The organism is Rhodopila sp., assembly GCF_965276935.1.
In the GTDB taxonomy this organism is placed as follows: Bacteria; Pseudomonadota; Alphaproteobacteria; order Acetobacterales; family Acetobacteraceae; genus Rhodopila.
The window spans coordinates 435,374-455,478 of sequence record NZ_CBDIBS010000004.1; the positions used below are offsets into that span (position 1 = coordinate 435,374).

The following is a 20,105-nucleotide window of genomic DNA, read 5'->3' on the forward strand; positions in this document are numbered from 1 at the left end:
GATCAATGGCTGAACCAGACGTTGGCGAAGCGTGGGATACGGAACGGCACAAATCCATTGACGTTCGACCGAACCGCCTCGACCTGGGTATAGGAGCCAAATGGCACGGCGTAGACCCGATCCAGCACCAGCTTCTGCATTTGGACGTAGGCGTTCTGCCGTCCTGCCGCGGTCGGCAGCGTGTTCATGTCGTTCCAGGCCGCCAGGACATCGGGATCATCCTTATTATCCTTTGGCTTGTAGGTCGCGTTCGGCTCCACCAAGAACTGCATGGTGGCCAAGGCACCCAGCGCCGGCTGGGTTCCCCATCCGGTAAAGAAGAAATTCCAGCCTTGGGTTGTGTTCTGCATTATCTGAACAGAGGTCGGCCAGTCGACAACCTTCATCTGCGCATTGATCCCAACCGCCTGCAACTCCTGCTGCATTACCAGGGCGGAGTTATACATCGGCGGATAGTCCTTGTTCGTCAGCAGCACCACCGGCTCCCCCTGATAGCCGGCCTGGGCAAGATACTTTTTCGCCAGTTCAGGATCATGTAGGTTGTATGTGTCTTTCCCGACGTCGGTGTAGTCGGGCTGGTTTGGATACTGGAAACCGACGTTCAACTGATAATTGCCGTCCGAGGCGGCATCCATGATCTCGTCCATGTCCAGCGCCGCCTGGATCGCCCTGCGGACCAGAAGCTTGTCGGTCGGCGGGTTGGACACGTTGGGATTGGCGATCTGGATCCACCAGTTCTTCAGCGGCAGGATGGTAATGTTGGTGTCCTGCTTCAGGTCCGGCAGGGACTTCGCGGGCAGATCCTCGACCGCCTGAAACTCGCCTGTGCGCAATCCGGCCACACGCGCCCCCGGCTCGGTGACGATACGGAATGTTACCGTGTCGACGCATGCTATCTTATAGCCGCCGAAGCCGGTGCGGTCCTGAAAACTCGTGTTCGGCTTGTAGCCGTCAAATCGCTTCAGCTTGACCGCGCTGCCCGGAACGGACTCGACGAGCTGAAACGGTCCCGTTCCGATCGGCTGGGTAAGCTGCTGCGCGGGAATGTCGCGATTTTCCGCGGGGATGATGACAATAGGGACGCTAAAGGACGACAAAGCCTCAATGAAGGTAGGCTGCACCTTCTTCATGTGGAGCACGAAGGTGGCGGCATCCGGCGCATCCCAGTGATCGACGGCGTCCAAGGTGCTGCGCTGATTGCCAACCTTGGCGTAGCGATCAAACGAAGCCACCACATCGGCCGAAGTCATCAGCTTGCCGTTATGAAAATGCACTCCCTGCCGCAACTTGAATGTGTAGGTCAGGTGATCGGGGGCTTCGTCCATCGACTCGGCCAGTTCCAGAATCGGATGATTGTTTTCATCGCGCGTCATCAGCGCTTCGTAGATGTTCATTGCGATATTGCGCGTGGAGATGGTCGACGACGTCATCTGATCGAGGGTGTTGATGTTCGCTTCCTGAGCGAACACAAGATCGCCTCCGACATGCGGGCATTTGAACGGTTCAGCGCGCGCTGGATGAGTTCCGGCGGCGAACATCGCAACAAGGCCAAGCTGGGCGAGACGTCCACGATGCATGCGATCAGAACCCCCAGAGGCTGGTCCGAATCATCCCGGTCGCGAATTTTCACCGCTTGTCATTCAGCGTGACGTCGCCGCTCTGGGTCGTCAAGCGGATAAATCCGGCGACTTCAGGCGAATAGCGCCGGCTTGGCGTCCCGCAACGGCGTGTTGGTTTCCGCCAGTTCCCGCAGCAGGCGCGACGGTGCCCAACGTTCGCCATATTGCTGATGCCAGGAGGCGATCTGCGCGTGGACGTTCTTCACGCCGATCCCGTCAGCCCAGAACATCAGGCCGCCACGATAGCGCGGGAAGCCGAAGCCATGCAGCCACATGACGTCGACATCGCTGGCGCGGTAGGCCTTGCCTTCCTCCAGGATGCGGCAGGCCTCATTGACCGATGAAAACAGCAGACGCTGCAGAATTTCCGTATCGGAGAACGTCTTCCGCGGCACGCCCATTTCACTGGCGACGGACTTGATGATGGCGGCGACCTCCGGGTCGGGGTGCGGGGTGCGGTCGCCTTTTTCGTACCGATACCAGCCGGCACCGGTCTTCTGGCCATAGCGGCCCATCTCGACCAGCTTGTCGGCGATTGGCAGCTTGCGGTAATTCGGGTTGGCGAGCGCCCGCCTGCGTCTTCCGGCGGCGCCGATATCGAGACCCGCGAGGTCGCCGACCGCGAATGGGCCCATCGGGTAGCCGAAGTCGATCATCACCTTGTCCACTTGCTCCGGCAGGCAGCCTTCTTCCAGCAGGATGACCATTTCGTTGTTGAACGGTGCGCGTGAGCGGTTGGCAACGAAGCCATCGGTGTTGCCCGCCATTGCCGAGATCTTGCCGATGCGACGGCCGAGCGCCATGGCGGTGAACAGCGTCTCGGGCGATGATTTTGAACCGCGAACCACCTCCAGCAGCTTCATCACGTTGGCCGGCGAGAAGAAATGGGTGCCGGCGACGTTCTGCGGCCGCTTCGTCATGTCGGCAAGAGCGTCGATATCCAGTGCGGAGGTGTTGGAAAACAGAAGCGTGTCCGGTTTCATCACCTCGTCCAGCTTCGCGAAGATCGGCTTCTTGACATCCATTTCCTCGAAGACGGCTTCGACAATCACGTCGCAGTCGGCGATGTCTTCATAGCCGCCACTCGGATGAATGCGGGCTAGCCGGCGCTGCATTTCATCTTCCGCCAGGCTGCCGCGCTTCACCGACGTGGCGTAGTTGGCGCGGATGCGCGCCATGCCCCGATCCAGCGCTTCCTGCGTTGCATCGATGATCTTCACGTCGTAGCCAAAATCCGCGAAGGACATGGCAATGCCGCCGCCCATTGTTCCGGCACCGATCACCGCCGGCAGGGCGAAGTCGCGCGGCGCGATCCCCGCCGGCAGATCGGGCAGCTTGGCGACTTCGCGGTCGGCAAAGAAGGCATAGCGGAGCGCCTTGGCTTCGTCGGCATTCTCCAGTTCGGCGAACAATTCGGCCTCGCGCCGGATGCCCTGGTCGAACGGCAGGGTGCAGGCAGCTTCGACCGCGGCGATGCAATGATAGGGCGCTATCTGGTTGCGCGCCCGCCGAGCGATGGATTTCCGCATAGCCTCGAAGATGCCTGACTCGGCCTTGGCTTCCTTGTCGCGCACGCGCGGCAATGGCCGTACGTCCGCGATCTTGCGGGCGTAGGCAACGGCGGCCTCGCGCAGGTTGGCACCATCCGGCAGAACGTCGTCGAGAATACCCAAGTCGGCGGCTTCAGGCGCTGGAACATGACGGCCGGAGGTAATCATTTCCAGTGCGGTCTTTGGACCGGTCAGGCGCGGCAGGCGTTGCGTGCCGCCGCCACCGGGCAGGATACCGATCAGCACTTCGGGCAGGCCGACCTTCGCGGACGGCACAGCGATCCGGTAATGGCAGGCCATGGCGTTTTCCAGGCCGCCGCCCAGGGCAAAGCCGTGAATCGCGGCGACCACGGGTTTCGGGCTGGCGTCGAGCACGTCATAGGTGCGTTTGCCGATCGGCGCGCGCTTGCGCCCGGTGCCAAAGCCGCGAATGTCAGCGCCGGCGATGAAGCTGCGACCGTCGCCGATCAACACCATCGCCTTGACCGCGGGATCGGCATTGGCCTGGTTAAGGGATTCGATGATCCCGTCGGACACGCCCCGGGCCGAGCGCGTTGACGGGCGGATAGTTGACGATGATGACGCCGATGTCGCCGTCTTTTTCCAGTCGGACGACCGAGGTTTCGCTCATGAACATGGATCCGTGTTCTGTTGATGCAATGATTGGGGACGCGGTGGCGACATCCGGCTACAGCACTGCCTCGGCCACCACCCGCATGGCCTCTACGTTGGCGCCCTTCAGCACCATGGTGCCGAGATGTCCCTGCTTCGCGACATCCTGCCAGGCCGCCAGCCGGTCCTTGATCCTCTCGGCCGGTCCACAGAGCGAAATCTCGTCGATTAGCGCGTCGGGCACCGCGGCGGCCGCTTCCGCCTTCTTGCCGTCGAGATAGAGGTCCTGGATGGTCTTGGCTGCGCCCTCATAATCAAGTTTGACGGCGACATCGTTATAGAAATTCTTTGCCCGCGCGCCCATGCCGCCGATGTAAAGTGCCAGTTCCGGCCGGATCGCGTCCCGACACGCGGCGGCGTCCGGGCCCACCTTGATACGCACGTAAGGCGCGGTGTCGAACCCAGCCATGGTCAGGCCGCTCTTTCTCCGCCCCTCCAGCGTAGGGCCCGTTATGACATCCGGCTTATTTGGCGAGAAGAAGATCGGCAGATTGCCGTCCGCCACTTCACCGGCGGAGCGCAGGCCGGCTGGGGTGATCGATGCGGTATAGAACGCCACGTCCGGGTTGCCATGCGCGATGCTGCGCAACGGGCGTCCCAGACCGGTCGCATCCGGTCCGTCATAGGGAATGGCGTATTGATCGCCGTGGAATTCCAGCGGCTTCTCCCGCGCCAGCACCTGCCTGATGATGGCGATGTATTCCTTGGTCCGCTGGATTGGCTTGCCGAAGCGCACGCCGTGCCAGCCCTCCACGACCTGCGGTCCGGAGGGACCGATGCCGCACAAGAAGCGGTTGCCGGACAAGGCTTGCAGCGACAGTACGGTCATCGCCGCGCAGGCGGGGGTGCGGGCAGGCATCTGCATGATGCCTGTTCCGGCCTTGATCCTTGTCGTCCGCGCCAGGATCCAGGCGACCGGCGAGACCGCATCCGTACTGTAGGATTCGCCTGTCCAAACCTGGGCGAAACCCAGACGCTCCGCCTCCAGGACCCGTTCCATGTCAAGTTTTGGGTGCGGGCCCGACATGTCGACGGTAATGCCAAGTTGCATGATACGAACCTCCTACCGGACCTTGGCCACAACCTCGTCGCGGAAGCGTTGCATGTTGTCCAACGTCGCGGCCACGGTGGGGCCGAATAGTCCAAAGTCGAAGGCGGTGACACCAACATCCTGAAGCGCCCTGATGTCGCCGGCATAGTCAGCCGCACCGCCGGTGAACAGCTTCCGCTCGCCGTTGACCATGCCCTTCGGCTGCGCCTCGGGATTCGAGGACACACGATATGCCAGCCCGACCACGGCCGGGTCGCGCCCTGCCTTTTGCGTCAATCCGCGCAGCTTTGCCGAGGCAGCCTTGAAGCGCGTCAGCGTGTCCACGGGGAATTGCGGGTTGGTGCCGATCGGATACCATGCGTCGCCGTACTTCGCCGTGCGGCGCATGGCTGGTCCGCTCTCTCCACCAACCCAGATCGGGATTGCGGCCTGGGCGGGCTTGGGCGGAAACAGGACGTCCTTGAACTGGACGTATTTGCCGTCGAACTTCGGTTCGTCCGCCGTCCACAACTCCTTGCACGCCATCATCCACTCGTCCGTTACCGCCCCACGTTCGGCGAAGGGCGGGGCGCCGATCGCGACGAATTCTTCCTCGCACCAGCCGGCGCCAATTCCCAGGGTCAGGCGGCCTTTGGACAGGTAGTCCAGCGTGGCCAATATCTTTGCCGTCAGCACCGCCGGACGGTGTGGCACAACCATCACCGAGGTAACGATCCGCAGCCTTGACGTGGCCGCCGCGATGAAGGTCGCCGCCGTCAGTTGCTCCAGCCGCGGCGCAGCCGCGCCCGAGGGGAATTCGCCAGAATCGGAGTATGGATAGCGCGAGGCGATGCTGGTCGGGATCATCACATGGTCGCTGACGGTGACGTAGTCGTAGCCTAGCTTTTCGGCTTCCGTCGCGATCCGCAACAGGCTGTCAGGCTCGATGAGGGGGCCGCTGGTTGGGGCGCTGCATCCGATTTGCATGAGATTCTCCTGCTTGGATTGCGTTATGGAAGCCGATAGCACACGATGATGGGCCAAGAGGCAACCGGGGGCGATTCAGGATGGACTTCGGCATCCACATCGGCACGCGCGGTTGTCTGACCACGCGCGACAATATCATGGCCATGGCATCCGCCGCGGAAGCGCGGGGCTATGCCATCATTGGCGTGGCTGACCATCTGATCGTCCCGGTTCATACTGACGTGCGTTACCCTTATACCGCCGATGGCATCTGGCCCGGTGCTCCGACCGGCGAATGCCTCGACGCCATTGCTACGTTGTCGTTCCTGGCTGGATTCACCCGACGAATAAAGCTGCTGACATCCGTGCTGGTGGTGCCGCATCGTCCCGCCGTGTTGACCGCCAAGCTGCTGCTGACCGCCGACGTTCTATCTGGTGGACGGATGATCGCCGGGATTGGCTCCGGTTGGATGAAGGAAGAATTCGCTGCCCTCGGGACCCCGCCGTTCGCGGAGCGCGGCGCGGTGACCGACGAATATCTGGCTGCCTGGAAGGCATTGTGGACGCAGGAACGCCCAGCGATCGATGGCAAGTACGTCAGGTTTGAAAATGTCGTGTGCAAACCGAAGCCGGTTTCTACGCCTCATCCGCCAATCTGGGTTGGCGGCGAAAGTGCGCCGGCACTCCGGCGGACAGTGCAGTTCGGCGACGCATGGTATCCGGTGTCAAACAACGCGCATATCCTGATGAACACGCCGGCGACCTTGAAAGCCGGCATCGACCGGCTGCACCGTGCCGCCGAAAAGGTCGGTCGCGACCCGTCCTCCATCGACGTCGGCTATGTCTGGTTCATGCCACCGCGCTGGACCGTGAAGATGAACGAGGATGGCATACGGCAGATGTTTACCGGCGGCGCAGATGCTATGCTGGAAGACGCGGCGGCGTTTCGAGACGTTGGCGTGAAGCACCTGATCGTCTACCTGCAGCAGCCGACGATCGAACAGACCCTGGATGTTCAGCAGCGATTCGCCGAGGATGTGGTAAGCAAATCATGATGACGTGGTTGGAATCCGCCTCCCTGGCGGAAATGATGACGAAGGCGGCGGAACGGCGGGATACGGCGTTCGGGCGGACCATCTCCTACTCCCGCAAGGTCTTCATTCCCCTGACCAAACTCTGCCGTGACGTGTGCCACTACTGCACCTTCGCGGAGCGGCCTCGTGCCGGTCATGCCGCCTATCTGTCGGCTGACGAAGTCCTGGCCATTGCCCGTGCTGGTGAGGCGGCCGGCTGCACGGAAGCGCTGTTCACCCTGGGCGACAAGCCGGAGCTGCGCTACCGTGCGGCTCGTGAAGCCCTGGCCGAATTGGGCCACGACACCACCATCAGCTATTTGCGGGCGATGTCTGCGCTGGTGCTGAAGCACACGAGCCTGCTGCCGCACGTGAACCCTGGCGTGATGACGCGAGAGGAAATCGCCGGCCTGCAAGCGGTTTCCGCCAGTCAGGGGATCATGCTGGAGTCCATCAGCCAGCGGCTGTGTGAACCTGGTGGTGTGCATTACGGTTCGCCGGACAAAGCCCCCGCCGCGCGGCTGGAAACACTGCGTCTGGCCGGCGAACTTGCCGTGCCGTTTACCACCGGCATCCTGATCGGCATTGGCGAGACGCGCGCCGAACGGCTGGAGGCGCTGGCGGCGATCCGTGACCTGCACGTGGCGCATGGCCACATTCAGGAAGTGATCATTCAGAACTTCCGCGCCAAGCCTGCGACCAAGCTGGCCAATGCGGACGAACCTGATCTGGACGACCTGCTGTGGACCATCGCCGCGGCGCGCCTGATCCTTCCAGACGATGTGCATGTCCAGGCGCCCCCGAACCTGTCCCCCGGCGTCTATCAAAAGCTGATCGGCGCCGGCATCGACGACTGGGGCGGCGTGTCCCCGGTCACGCCTGATCATGTCAATCCGGAAGCGCCGTGGCCGGAACTGGATGCTCTGGCACGCCGAACCGCGGAAATGAACAAGATCCTGGTTGCTCGGCTGCCGGTATATCCGGCATGGATTGCCGATCCTGACCACTGGCTGCACGCCAACGTCGCACCACGTGTTCGGCAGAGCGCGGACGCGGAAGGCTGGGCACGTGACGATGATTGGGCGCCGGGCCTGACGTTCGCGCCCAAGCCTCGTGCGGTGCTGCTTAATGCCGTTGATCCCGATGTGGAGCGGATTCTACAACGCGCCACCGCGGGCGAGCGGCTGCGGGAAACAGAGATCGTCCGGTTGTTCACCGCCCGCGACACGGATTATGACCGTGTCGTCACCGCCGCCGACGACCTGCGCAGAGCGGCAAGCGGCAACATCATTCGTTACGTGGTGAACAGGAATATCAACTACACGAACATCTGCTACTATCGTTGCAAGTTCTGCGCGTTTTCCAAGGGCAAGACGCATGACGCACTACGGGGAACACCTTACGATCTAGAAATGAATGAGATCGTTCGCCGAGCACGGGAAGCCTGGGATCGTGGCGCAACCGAGGTCTGCCTGCAGGGAGGCATCCATCCCGACTACACCGGCGAGACCTATGTCAACATCTGCAAGGCGATCAAGACAGCAATTCCGGGGATGCACATCCATGCCTTCTCGCCTCTGGAAGTCACCCAGGGCGCGGCAACCCTGGGATTGTCACTGACCGACTTCCTGAAGCGGTTGAAAGAGGCTGGTCTGGGCACCCTACCTGGCACCGCGGCGGAAATCCTAGATGACGAGATCCGCGCCATCATCTGCCCGGACAAGATCAACACGGCTCAGTGGGTCGATGTTGCCCGCGCCGCCCATGCGCTGGGCCTGCGTACCACGTCCACCATCATGTATGGACATGTCGAAGGCCCGCTCAACTGGGCTCGGCATCTGCTCGTGCTGCGGGATCTGCAAGCAGAGACCGGCGGCTTCACCGAGTTCGTTCCGCTGCCGTTCGTGCACATGGAAGCGCCGATGTACCTGCGCGGCCTGGCCCGCAAAGGACCCACGTTGCGCGAAGCGATCCTGATGCATGCTGTCTCTCGACTGGCGCTGCATCCGCTGATCACCAACATCCAGACCTCTTGGGTGAAGATGGGGCCGGAGGGCGCGGCGATGTGCCTCAATGCCGGCGCCAACGATCTGGGAGGCACGCTGATGAACGAAAGCATATCTCGCGCCGCCGGCACTCAACACGGTCAGGAGTTCGCGCCGGAAGCCATGGAGGGATTGATTGGCTCGTTGTCTCGGGTGCCGGTGCAGCGTGACACGCTATACCGTGCGGTCGGAAATGAGCGCAGAGTGATGGCTTTCAATGCGCCGGAACTGACGCCGATCGTGCTGACACCGCCGAGGAAAGTGTTGGCGGCGGAGTAAGAGGTCTACAACTCAAACCGCTCCAACAACACAAGCGTCCGCGTCGGCATCCGTGGCTGGGCTGCGATGAACCTACGCAAGTCCGCCGGATGGTCCATATCCAACCCGATTCCCCGCAGCCGCACGATCACCGGCTCGACCCCTGCCTGCCTGGCCGCTATTAGATGAGGAAAATAGCTGTCGTCGCCAAATCGTAACGGCACCGAGAACGGCGGTGCGCACAACACGGCATTCGATCCCAACTCATCATGCGCTGGCACGATGGCGAAGGACGGCGGAGGACCACAGGACGACACCACCGCATCAATCTCCGCCGACGTCACCCGAGGAATATCGCCCGGTACTGTCAACAATGCGCCCTTCCCCTCCCGTGTCAGCACCCGAGCCAGGCCGTTGACTGCGCCCGTATGCCCGTCCAGCGCACCCTCGGTTACCACCCGCGCGCCATACCGCTCGGCCAACGCAGCGGCAACCGGATCAATGGTATTCACCAGGATTCCTGCGAGCCGGGACGCTCCGGCCAACGCGGTCAGCACGTCCTCCAGCATCGTCGCCGCCAATTCTTCGCGTTGCGCCGGCGACAGCACCGAGCCTGTGCGCATTTTCGCCCCGGTGAATGCCTTTACCGGGACCGCAGCCCAGACGTCGATCATTGCGCGGTGCGGTGCCGCAAACCACGTAACTCCCGCCGGCGCAGCACCGCGGCCGCGTCCAGCACGATTCGCGCCAGCGACTCGCGATCCTCCAGTGTCGTCATCAAGGTCTGAGCCAAGGTGACGCGCGCATCAATCGACACAACCTCCGACATGTCGGCATTATCGATTACATACCCGTCCAGCAGGTCATTGTATCGTTCCGCAACCGTACCCGCCGTCGCGTCCAAGCCCAGTTCGGTCATCATTTTCGCCGTCGGCCCCTTAACCGCACGGCCGGCAATGATGGGGGAGACCGCGATGATCGGTGCCTTGGACGCGATCAGCGCCGCCCGCACGCCAGGGATCGCCAGGATCGGCTCGACGCTGATGAACGGATTGGAAGGACAGATCACCACCGCCTCCAGCGACGCATCGGCCAACGCAGCGAGAAAATCCGGATGTGCCTTGGCCGCACCCGCGCCTTGGAACTGAAGTTCGCTGACCACCGGCTCACAGCGCTGATGAACGAAGTATTCCTGGAAATCCAACCATCCTTGATTGGTCAGCAACCTAGTCCGCACCGGGTCGTCGGTCATTGGCAGCACGCGCGGTCCCACGCCCATGCGCCGGCAGAGATCGGCGGTCACGCTGGACAGGTTTTCGCCGCTTTTCAACCGCCGCGTACGTTCCACATGCAAGGCAATGTCGCGGTCACCTAGACGAAACCATGTCTCACCACCCAACGCATCCATCGTCTCCATGAACGACCAGGTTTCGTCATGCCGGCCCCAGCCAACTTCGCGGTTTGCCAAGCCAGCCAATGTATAGGCAACGGTATCGATGTCCGGAGAAATCGACAGCCCCAGATGTTCGAAATCGTCGCCTGTATTGACGACGACGAGCAGGTTCTCCGGCGGCATGATGCGTGAGAGGCCCAGGGCCAGCTTCGCGCCTCCTACCCCACCGGACAAGGCAACGATCACTGAAAAAGATCCTCCTCAGGCGGCCGTATCACAGCCGCTGCCGAGATGTTGGGTGCCTGCCATGTCAGGCCACGCAGCACGACGACGGGTTGCGCCTCCGCCGCCTGACCTTGCAACAATGAGGCGGCAGCAGCAATTTCGTCAGCAAAACCGATGATGCTGACCTCCAGGGTGCGACCGAACAGGTCAGGTTGGCCGCGCAGGTCGATCAATGATGGCAGTCCGGCGGCGCCGATTGCGACGCCGACCGTGCCGCGGCGCCAGGGACGGCCGAAACTGTCGCTAATAATCACGCCAATGTTAGCCCGATAACGCTCGGCCAGATCAGCGCGGACCGCTTCGGCCGATCGGTCGGGATCCAGCGGCAGCAGCAATGCACGGTGGCGTCCATCCGTGGCCGCGACATTGGATTGGTCCACGCCAGCATTTGCCATCACGAAGCCAAGCCGGTGCTGCATGATCATCAGACTGGGGCGGGAGCGGACGACCTTGGCAGACTCCGACAAAACAACCTCGACGATCCGCGGGTCCTTGCCAGCCTTGGCGGCCAGCGCGACCGCCCCAGGCGACGGCACCACGTCCGCCAGATCGACCGTCCGACCCTCGGATTTTGAGATGACCTTCTGCGCGATCACCACGACATCACGGTCCTGCAAGCGTTGTCCCGCACGGTCCAAGCCAGCCGTGATCAGCGCGGGCAAACTATCGCCAGCCTGTACCATGGGCAGACCGGGCAGCGCGAAAAGCTCCAGCCGAGCGGTCATGCTATCCAAAATGTTGGCGCAGCTTCGGCAGCACCAGTTCGCCATACAACTTCAGGAAGCGAGCCTGATCGTTGCCCGGCGCGTGGAACACCAAGTGCCGGAATCCCATGTCGATATACGGCTTGATCTTCTCGATATGCTCATCGGGGTCGGAGGAAACGATCCAGCGACTGGCAGCACGCTCAACTGGCAGGGCGTCGGCGAGCCGTTCCATCTCCCGCGGGTCGTGTACGGTCATCTTCTCTTCTGGGGTCAGCGCGAGGGCGGCCCAGATGCGTGTGTCCTCCAACGCCCGGTGCTTGTCGGTGTCGAACGAAACCTTCATTTCAATAAGTCGGTCGAAGTCGGGCTTTGGTTTCGTGGAAAGTTCCAACCCCTCGGCTACGTTGGGCAGCAGCGTCTCGGTATAAAGATCCCATTTCTTGCCGCTGGTACAGATGAAGCCGTCCGCCATGCGACCGGCATATTTCGCGACCATTGGTCCGGCACCGGCGACATAGATCGGCAGCGGCAGTCCGGGCTTGTCGTAGATCGTCGCGTTTTGGGTGCGGTAATATTCGCCCTGAAAACTTAGATTGTCCTCCGCCCACAGCTTGCGGATCAAGCTGATGGCCTCCCGCAACCGGGCAAAGCGTTCCTTCATCTCGGGCCAAACCATGCCGGTGGAGGGGATTTCGTTCAGTCCCTCCCCCGTGCCGACTCCAAGAATGAGCCTTCCGGGGAACATTGATCCGAGTGTGCCAAACACTTGTGCGACAACGGAAGGATGATAGCGAAACGTCGGCGTGAGCACACTGGTGCCCATGACAATCCGCTGAGTGCTGGCGCCGAGGGCGCCGAGCCAAGCGAGAGCGGACGGCGCGTGGCCGTCGGTATGCTTCCACGGCTGGAAGTGATCGCTGACAAAAACAGAGTCAAAGCCTGTCTGTTCCGCCACGATGGAGAATTCCAAAAGCCGCTTCGGCGCAAATTGCTCCGCGGATGCCTTATAACCGAGTTTCAGGGCCATGACCTGTCTCCTTCATGCCGGCAGCAAGCTACCGCCACGTTGCACAGGCGGCAATGCACGCCGTCAGCGCGACTCAAGCTGCACATTTTTTGGCATTCTTCTGAATGCTTACAATGCAGCCTTGAATGCGTCACGACCGGCTGGCCCGCCGACGGCCGTCCAGCCGTGAATAAATGGTCGCAATAACATCCCACTCGTCAAAAAAAGCCGCAAGCTTGTTTTTTGGCGTGTGCTAGTCCCTAGCGGCACAGCCTTTGCCTTCATATCATCCATGCATAGCACCCATCCGTGAAAATTTTGCTGGCAGATGACAAGGTAGAACGTGTCAATTCGCTTGTTCATGTCCTGGCGGCGGATTCGTCCCTGACCATCATTCGTTTGAAACAGCATGAGTCTCTGGCGGACGCTGTCGCCGCCGTTTTACCCGACGTTGTTCTGGTCGACATGATGCGTCCAGATCGCGATGCCCTGGAGGGTATTCAGCAGCTAACGGCGACGCATCCACGGCCGGTGATGCCGTTCGCTGACGAAGGCGACCCTTCGCTTATGGCGGAGGCGGTTGGTAACGGCGTTTCACTTTACAGCGTCCAGGAGATGGGACTGCCGGATGTCCAAGCTATACTGCGCGTTGCCGTTGCCGTGTTCGGCACCATCGGCGGGCGCGAGAAAATCTGAAACCAGCCGAGTCTCGCCGGAACGAGCGTGCAGTATTAAGCTAGGGGAAAGCACTCCTGATCAAGCAGCGCCGGCCGGTCGATCTGGGAAGGCAAAACGATCTCATCGGCAGGCCGTGAGTCGCGGACGCCGCCATGTTGATCTCACCAGCGAACGGGCACGAGAAACGGAAGGGGACGCAGGATGAGCAAGCCGATCCGCGTCGGGGTGCTGCGGCTAGTGGACAGCGCGCCAATCATCGTCGCGCAGACGGAGGGGATGTTTGCTGCTCTCGGCTTGACGGTGGAGATCAGCATCGAGCCTTCCTGGTCGAACATCACTGACAAACTGACATACGGCTTGCTTGATGTAGCGGTAATGCTGCCGCCCTTGGCCCTTGCCGCCTGCGGCGGTCTCCGTGGTCCCAAGGCTCGCCTGATCGTGCCGTTGTCGTTGAGTCAGGGCGGCAATACCATTGTTCTTGCGCATGCCACAGCCGACACCCTGAGCGCCGGGACACAGCCGCCGCGCATGCGGCTGCTCGAGTGGCTGCGGTCGCAGCCAACCCGGCCGCGGTTCGCTGTGGTACATGCGTTCTCGACGCACAACCTTTTGCTGCGATATTGGCTTGCGTTGGGTGGCGGCGATCCGGATCGGGATATTGAGACCGTCGTTATTCCACCCGAGGACGCAGTAAACGCGATGGCCACTGGTCGGATCACCGGGTTCTGCGTCGGGGCGCCGTGGGGCCATATCGCGGAGCATCAAGGCGTCGGACGTATCCTGAGTGGCACCTCGGTGATCTGGCCGTTCCATCCGGAGAAGTGCCTTTGCGCGTCCGAGGCGTGGGCCGAGGCAAACCCGGACCTGCTGCATTATGTGCTGCGCGCGTTGCTACGAGCGCAAATCCATTGCGACCAACCTGACAACGCTGCCTCGATCGCCTCTCGTCTAGCCGATCCAGACTGGCTGCACCTGCCGGAGGAGGCGAGCCGGACAGCGTTGGCAGGCGGCAGCGGACCGGAGCATATAAGATTTCACGCGCGGGGCGCCTGGTTTCCAGCCCAGGCCCACGCCGTATGGTTCCTCGGCCAGATGCGTCGCTGGCGATGGCTGGACGCGCAAACCGATCTGGAAGCGCTGGCTGCAACGGTCTATCGACCTGACCTGCTGGCTTCCGCAGTGGAGGCAGAGGGTCTTTATGCCGCGGCCGCCCTGCCATCGCTGGAAGGTTCGGCAATGCTGCCACAGCCTGACGAAGCGGCGTTCGGGTCGGGACGAGGCATTCGGCGCCCCGTGTGATGCCGAAAGCCAAGGCTGGGATCCAACGACGCGCGATGATCAGCGAATGCGAAATTGGTGTTGGGTATGTGGAGCGCACGGCTAAACGGGCGTCATGCGGTTCCAGGCATCCAGAGCCGCAATTTTATATGCTTCTGCCAGAGTTGGGTAATTGAATGTATTCTCGATGAAATAGTCCAATGTTCCATGCAGGTTCAGGACGGCCTGGCCGATATGCACAAGCTCGGTAGCACCCTCCCCAACGATGTGAACACCCAGGAGACGACGGGTCTTGATCGAAAAGAGCATTTTCATCATGCCATTGCTCAGACCCATGATATGCCCGCGGGATGTCTCTCGAAAGCGAGCGATCCCGCATTCATAGGGAATGCCACGGCGGCGGACTTCCTCCTCGCTCATGCCGACCGTGGAAATTTCTGGAACGGAATATATTCCGTATGGAAAATAATCAGGCGCCGGCGGCATGGCGATGCTGAACGCGTGGCAGGCAGCGATACGTCCCTGTTCCATCGAGGTCGATGCGAGACTAGGGAAGCCTATTGCATCCCCAGCAGCGTAAATGTGTGGCACGTTGGTCTGGAAAGTGATGGGATCGACCTTCAGCCGGCCACGGTCATCTGACATCAGACCACAGGATTGAAGGTTCAGGGTATCCGTCGCCCCTACCCGTCCGGCCGCATAGAGCAGCATTTCCGAACGGATGCGGCGGCCATTGTCCAAGATCGTGACCGGCCAATCATGTTCGAATTCGATGCGCGCCACCTTCTGGCCAAAGCGGATGGCCATGCCTCGGTCGCGAAGCTGGTGGGTGAAATCCTCAATCAATTCGTGATCAATAAATTCCAAGAAGCTTGGCCGTGATTCAACTAGAGCAACATTGACATCCAATGCGCTGAAGATGGTCGCATATTCGACGCCGATCACACCGCCGCCTACCACAGTCAGGCTGCGGGGGAGATGCGGAACCTGCAAAATGTCGTCGCTGTCAAGAATGTTGATACCGTTAAAGGGAACGTCAGCGGGACGATAAGGCCGTGTCCCCACGGCGATCATGATCTTGATACCTTCAACAACCCGCACATCGCTGTTGTCCAAGGTAACCTCGATGACGTGCGGTTCGATGAACCGACCCAGGCCAAACATGGTATGCACACCATTGCGGGCAAATTGATGCTCAAGCACATCGACCTCGTGATCCAAGGTCTTGTGCAACCGAGCCATGAGGTCTTTGGCCTCAATATCCTTTTTTACCCGATACGCTTTGCCGTAAAATCCACGCTCGCGCCAGCCGGTCAGGTTCAACACCGTCTCGCGCAGTGTCTTGGACGGAATGGTTCCGGTATGGACGGACACTCCTCCAACCCGACGGCCCTTTTCGACGACCAGGACCGAACGGCCCAGCTTGGCAGCCTGTATGGCTGCTCGACGGCCTGCTGGGCCACTGCCTATGACGATGAAGTCGTAACGGATCATCATTGCGATCGTTACCATATCCACTCCGGGGAAACCTAGCCTTTTTCATGACCCTTGCACGTTGAGTTGGCCGGAGATTGACGCCAATCGATCGGAGGATCAGCGTTCCTCGGATCTAGGGCAACGACAATTGGGGAAGCGTGCCGTGAAACCGCCAACGGATTCGGATGTCAGTACGCCAAAATATCTCCGCGACAAGTATGCGATCGTCGGAATTGGCGAAACCACCTACACTCGCGGATCAGACAAAACCACTCGGGCGCTCGCCACCTGGGCACTGCGCAACGCGGTCGCGGACGCCGGTCTCAAGCCGACGGATGTGGATGGGATGCTGTCGTATTCCAACAACGACAGCACATCAGCCACGTTCGTTGCCGGCGACATTGGCGCTCGACTAAATTTCTACATGGACTGCATCGGCGGCGGATCATCGACCGAGGCACTTGTCGGGATCGCCATTGGTGTCATGGAAGCAGGATTGTGCCGCTGTGTGGCGATCTTCCGGGCGATGAACGGCTTTTCGCAGGTTCGGATTGGTGGCACGGGCGCGCGCTCCGCCACGCCGGTCAGCGGCGACATGCTGCACAATCGCGCCTATGGCTGGCAGAGCGCTGGCCAGATGTTCAGCCCGACCTTCATGCGGCACATGTACGACCATGGGACGAGGCCGGAACAGGTGGCGATGGTGAAGGTCGTGCATTCCGAGCATGCGTCCAACAACCCGAAAGCCTATTACAAGAAGCGCTATACGGTCGATGACGTGCTGAACAGCCGCATCATCTGCAAGCCGCTGCACCTGCTGGATTGCTGTGTCGAAACTGACAACGCCACCGCCTTTATCGTCACAAGCACGGAACGGGCGCGCGACATGCGGCATACGCCGGCCTTGATCCGCGGCATCGTTGGACGGTGCAGCAAGCCGCGCATGGACATGCACTACCAAGCGGGTCCGATCTCCCGCGTCGGCGGCTACTATGCCAAGGACATTCTGTGGCCGAACGCTGGCGTCGGGCCGGATGATATCGATGCAACCGGTGCCTATGGCGCATTCACGTTCACGTCGATGCTGCAGTTGGAGGATTACGGTTTTTGCAAGAAGGGCGAAGGCGGCGACTACGTGTCCTCCGGCATTACCCGTTTGGGCGGGCGGCGTCCCAACAACACCTCCGGCGGCCATCTATGCGAAGGCTACACGCATGGCATGAACACGGTGATCGAGAACGTGCGCCAGCTTCGGCACGATGTGGATGACAGTTGCCCGCTAGGGCCCGACGGCAAGCGCCAGCACAGCTTCGATTATAGCGAGGGCGGGTGCCGTCAAGTGAAGGCCATCGAGGTCACCGCGAACCTTGGATGGGCCAACCCGACGACCACCTCCGCCATGGTGATGCGGCGGGCCTGAGGAAGGAAAGTTCATGTCTTTGCAGGGCACTTATCTGGGCATGTCACTGACGATCGATGATCTCGACCACGAGAACCTGGCGTATTTCCGCCATTGCGCCGCGCACAACTTCCATTTGCAGAAATGCGACAACTGCGCGTTGCTGCGGTATCCGCCGACCACTGGGTGCCCGTGGTGCGCTAGCCCGCGATCAACCTGGACCGCGGTAGAAGCCAAGGGCGAAGTGCATTCGTATGAGGAAGTGCATCACGCCATCCAGCCAGCGTTCAAGGCCAAGACACCGTATCTGGTACTGCTGGTTGACCTGGATATACAGAATGGTCAGCCATCGGAATACGAAGCCTTGCGGATTGTCGCCAACCTGGCAACGACGGATGGCGCCTTGGCACCTGTCGAACTAGTTCGCACCGTCGGCATCGGCACGCGCGTGCGCATGGTATTCGCCGACGTGGCCGAGGGGTTGTCACTGCCGCAATGGACGATCGACGAAACCGCGGAGCAACCGGAACGACCGTGGCGTTATCCACTGGAGTAACTATCGGAAGCGGATATCACTCGACCCCGTTGGCAGCATCGATTGTCGGGCGCGCGTGTTTGGCGGACGCCATCATGGTTGTGTTGATTGCGGCATCAATGTTTTAGCAACGGGCGTTGATTGTCCGTATGGTCAATTCAAATTCTATATTATGAGGCGGTCCGGCTTCACGGCTGTTATGTTTAGTAGCGACGCTTGCTATTCTAGGCAGCAAGCTTTGTGATCTTAGCTTACCAGGTTAGCTGTTCACATCATGGCAGGGAGGGTAGGCCGTTGCTATTCCTGGGACGTCAGCACTAATCTCGTTTAGTGCGGCCTAGATAAGAGGTCGCGAGAAGTGGCCCGGCACAAGGGCCAGATACAGGAGTTTAAATGGCCACGAAGGCAACGGGTGTATCTCGGAGAAGAGCTTTAAAGCTAGCAGCCGCGTCGACGGCGCTTCCGCTCGTTCATATTCGAACCGGACGCGCGGCCGGCAAGGTTTCGGTGGGCTTCTGGGACCACTGGGTTCCGGAAGGTAATGCCATCATGCGAAAGCAGTGCGCCGCATTCGCAGCCGCGCATCAGGTGGAAGTGGAGGCTGATTTCATCACTTCCGTGGGCAGCAAAAACCTTCTGACCATGGCGGAGGAGGCTCAGTCCAAGACAGGACATGATATTCAGCAGTTTCCTGGCTGGGAAGTGCAGAACCATGCCGACCAGCTCGAGCCGATCGACGATGTGATGGCTCGGTTGACCGCTCAGTACGGCCCGGTCGCGGACATCAGCAAATACCTGTTCACCGCAAAAGGTCGGTGGCTCGCGGTGCCGAGCAGCTCGGGCAACCAGAACAAGGGACCGTGCGGGCGGATATCGGTCCTGAAGACCGTTGCCAGCCTGGACATCGTAAAGATGTACCCCGCCTCCGCCGATGCCACGCCGGAGGCTGAGAACTGGACATACGATGCGATGTTGAAGGCGGCCGAAGCGTGCAAGAAGGCGAACATGACATTCGGCATCGGACTTGGGACAACGGCTGACTCTGTCGATACCGCAGGTGCGATGTTCGCCGCGTTCGGAGCAGAGGTGATTACGTCCGAGGGTGCTGTAAATGTCCGGTCGGATGCCGTACGGCAGGTGCTGGAATATGCCCAGCAACTGGTCAAATACCTGCCGGACGACGCGGTCAGCTACGATGACGCGTCCAACAACCGGGCGCTGATCTCGGGCAAGAGCGCGCTGATATGGAATCCGCCCTCCGCCTGGGCCGTTGCTCGGCGGGACGCGCCGAAAGTCGCGGCAGATTGCTGGACTTTTCCGGCGCCGAAAGGCCCAAAAGGGCGGTTCCTCCCGCTTGGAGCGTTCTCTTGGGGAGTGTGGGACTTCAGCCCGAACAAGGCCGCTGCCAAGGCGCTGATTGAGTTTCTGTCGCAGCGGGAGAATGTCGAAGCACGTTGCGACGCGGTCTCTGGTTATGACGTGCCGCCTTTCGCCAGCATGACCGACTTCAAGATCTGGAACGAGGTGGAACCGCCGAAGGGCACTGTTTACAATTATCCAATCCGCCCTTCGCACCATCAGCAGAACTGGGTGGCGGTCGCACCGGCCCCGCCGGAGATCGCAGTACAGGTCTATAACCGAGGTACGCTGCCGACAATGCTGGCAAAATTGCAAGGCGGCCAATCGATCAAGCAGGTGCAGGATTGGGCGCAGGATGAGTTGGAGGGCTTTGTGCGCTGACCCGCTGCAGTCTGACGTATGGTGATCAGGGTCGTCAAGCTACCAATCCCGCACCGCTGCCGCAGGCTTATCAACACGTTGTTTTGTCGAGTAGCGTTGCGTTGGCACGCGGCACAGGTTAGCGTGACCATTAATAGAAAAATAACCTTCTAGCCGGTATTCCCCTTGGGATGAGACTGGTCGGAACAAGCAGATGGCTAATTGGACACGCTTCGGACCTGCCGAAGCGTTAGGAGGGATGTCAAAAGGGCGCTCTATCGCGCCGGCAGTTTTGAGCTTGATTGTCAACATTGATAACGCCGTAGATTCTGTCGTTGCTGGCAGGTGAACATTAATTCAAGCAGATTTAATCTGTTCGATAAAGTCAGGAAGGATATGACGTGCCGATGCCAAAG

The 20,105-nt window shown here is 60.7% G+C and carries 18 protein-coding genes; 8 read left to right on the forward strand and 10 right to left on the reverse strand.

Annotated features, from left to right (window positions below; translation table 11 throughout):
• Positions 1–2: 2 nt before the first annotated feature.
• A complete protein-coding gene (locus tag ACQY4S_RS18370) occupies positions 3–1,373 on the reverse strand; it encodes an ABC transporter substrate-binding protein (RefSeq protein WP_428486669.1) in 1,371 nt (456 codons plus the stop codon).
• Between ACQY4S_RS18370 and ACQY4S_RS18375 the strand changes: the two genes are divergently transcribed.
• Positions 1,350–1,649: a hypothetical protein gene (locus tag ACQY4S_RS18375; protein ID WP_428486670.1), complete on the forward strand. Its 300-nt coding sequence runs from the start codon at positions 1,350–1,352 to the stop codon at positions 1,647–1,649. The genes ACQY4S_RS18370 and ACQY4S_RS18375 overlap by 24 nt on opposite strands.
• A 41-nt stretch (positions 1,650–1,690) precedes the next feature.
• On the opposite strand, the gene ACQY4S_RS18380 is transcribed toward ACQY4S_RS18375, so the two are convergent.
• Genes ACQY4S_RS18380 through ACQY4S_RS18395 form a run of 4 tightly spaced genes read right to left on the reverse strand, consistent with a single transcriptional unit; the run spans position 1,691 to position 5,858 of the window.
• Complete coding sequence (locus ACQY4S_RS18380; protein ID WP_428486671.1) at positions 1,691–3,706, reverse strand: 3-hydroxyacyl-CoA dehydrogenase NAD-binding domain-containing protein; 2,016 nt, start codon at positions 3,704–3,706, stop codon at positions 1,691–1,693.
• Entirely contained in the window at positions 3,678–3,800 is a 123-nt protein-coding gene (locus tag ACQY4S_RS18385; RefSeq protein WP_428486672.1) for a hypothetical protein, read from the reverse strand. The genes ACQY4S_RS18380 and ACQY4S_RS18385 overlap by 29 nt, the downstream gene beginning before the upstream one ends.
• Positions 3,801–3,857: 57 nt before the next feature.
• Positions 3,858–4,892 carry an LLM class F420-dependent oxidoreductase gene (locus tag ACQY4S_RS18390; protein ID WP_428486673.1) on the reverse strand — a complete coding sequence of 345 codons (1,035 nt, stop codon included), beginning with the start codon at positions 4,890–4,892 and terminating at the stop codon, positions 3,858–3,860.
• 12 nt (positions 4,893–4,904) lie between these two features.
• Positions 4,905–5,858, reverse strand: a complete 954-nt coding sequence (locus ACQY4S_RS18395) for a TIGR03619 family F420-dependent LLM class oxidoreductase (protein WP_428486674.1) — start codon at positions 5,856–5,858, stop codon at positions 4,905–4,907.
• Positions 5,859–5,938: 80 nt separating this feature from the next.
• Here ACQY4S_RS18395 and ACQY4S_RS18400 point away from each other — a divergent pair, with 80 nt between their 5' ends.
• Positions 5,939–6,892 (forward strand): LLM class F420-dependent oxidoreductase, encoded by a 954-nt coding sequence (locus ACQY4S_RS18400; protein WP_428486675.1) that lies wholly within the window; start codon positions 5,939–5,941, stop codon positions 6,890–6,892.
• The gene (cofH, locus tag ACQY4S_RS18405) at positions 6,889–9,234 is read left to right on the forward strand and encodes a 5-amino-6-(D-ribitylamino)uracil--L-tyrosine 4-hydroxyphenyl transferase CofH (protein ID WP_428486676.1); all 2,346 of its coding nucleotides are present in this window, start codon (positions 6,889–6,891) and stop codon (positions 9,232–9,234) included. Before ACQY4S_RS18400 ends, cofH begins: the two co-directional genes overlap by 4 nt.
• 5 nt (positions 9,235–9,239) lie before the next feature.
• Here cofH and cofC read toward each other — a convergent pair whose 3' ends face one another.
• From cofC to fgd, 4 genes are read right to left on the reverse strand one after another with little or no spacing between them, the layout of a single operon-like run.
• Entirely contained in the window at positions 9,240–9,887 is a 648-nt protein-coding gene (gene cofC, locus ACQY4S_RS18410; RefSeq protein WP_428486677.1) for a 2-phospho-L-lactate guanylyltransferase, read from the reverse strand.
• Positions 9,884–10,852 (reverse strand): 2-phospho-L-lactate transferase, encoded by a 969-nt coding sequence (gene cofD, locus ACQY4S_RS18415; RefSeq protein ID WP_428486678.1) that lies wholly within the window; start codon positions 10,850–10,852, stop codon positions 9,884–9,886. The genes cofC and cofD overlap by 4 nt, the downstream gene beginning before the upstream one ends.
• On the reverse strand, positions 10,849–11,616 hold the full coding sequence (cofE, locus tag ACQY4S_RS18420) for a coenzyme F420-0:L-glutamate ligase (RefSeq protein ID WP_428486679.1): 768 nt from the start codon (positions 11,614–11,616) through the stop codon (positions 10,849–10,851). Before cofE ends, cofD begins: the two co-directional genes overlap by 4 nt.
• A gap of 1 nt (position 11,617) precedes the next feature.
• On the reverse strand, positions 11,618–12,625 hold the full coding sequence (gene fgd, locus ACQY4S_RS18425; protein ID WP_428486680.1) for a glucose-6-phosphate dehydrogenase (coenzyme-F420): 1,008 nt from the start codon (positions 12,623–12,625) through the stop codon (positions 11,618–11,620).
• Between the two features lie 288 nt (positions 12,626–12,913).
• Here fgd and ACQY4S_RS18430 point away from each other — a divergent pair, with 288 nt between their 5' ends.
• Together ACQY4S_RS18430 and ACQY4S_RS18435 are read left to right on the forward strand one after the other, a co-directional pair.
• Positions 12,914–13,300: an ANTAR domain-containing response regulator gene (locus ACQY4S_RS18430; RefSeq protein ID WP_428486681.1), complete on the forward strand. Its 387-nt coding sequence runs from the start codon at positions 12,914–12,916 to the stop codon at positions 13,298–13,300.
• A 183-nt stretch (positions 13,301–13,483) separates the two neighbouring features.
• A complete protein-coding gene (locus ACQY4S_RS18435) occupies positions 13,484–14,581 on the forward strand; it encodes a CmpA/NrtA family ABC transporter substrate-binding protein (RefSeq protein ID WP_428486682.1) in 1,098 nt (365 codons plus the stop codon).
• An 81-nt stretch (positions 14,582–14,662) separates the two neighbouring features.
• Here ACQY4S_RS18435 and sthA read toward each other — a convergent pair whose 3' ends face one another.
• The gene (gene sthA, locus ACQY4S_RS18440) at positions 14,663–16,072 is read right to left on the reverse strand and encodes a Si-specific NAD(P)(+) transhydrogenase (RefSeq protein ID WP_428486683.1); all 1,410 of its coding nucleotides are present in this window, start codon (positions 16,070–16,072) and stop codon (positions 14,663–14,665) included.
• A 127-nt stretch (positions 16,073–16,199) separates the two neighbouring features.
• Between sthA and ACQY4S_RS18445 the strand changes: the two genes are divergently transcribed.
• From ACQY4S_RS18445 to ACQY4S_RS18455, 3 genes are all read left to right on the forward strand, one after another.
• Entirely contained in the window at positions 16,200–17,456 is a 1,257-nt protein-coding gene (locus tag ACQY4S_RS18445; protein WP_428486684.1) for a thiolase C-terminal domain-containing protein, read from the forward strand.
• 13 nt (positions 17,457–17,469) lie between these two features.
• Entirely contained in the window at positions 17,470–17,991 is a 522-nt protein-coding gene (locus ACQY4S_RS18450; protein WP_428486685.1) for a Zn-ribbon domain-containing OB-fold protein, read from the forward strand.
• 372 nt (positions 17,992–18,363) lie between these two features.
• Positions 18,364–19,710 (forward strand): ABC transporter substrate-binding protein, encoded by a 1,347-nt coding sequence (locus tag ACQY4S_RS18455; protein WP_428486686.1) that lies wholly within the window; start codon positions 18,364–18,366, stop codon positions 19,708–19,710.
• Positions 19,711–20,105 lie beyond the last annotated feature (395 nt).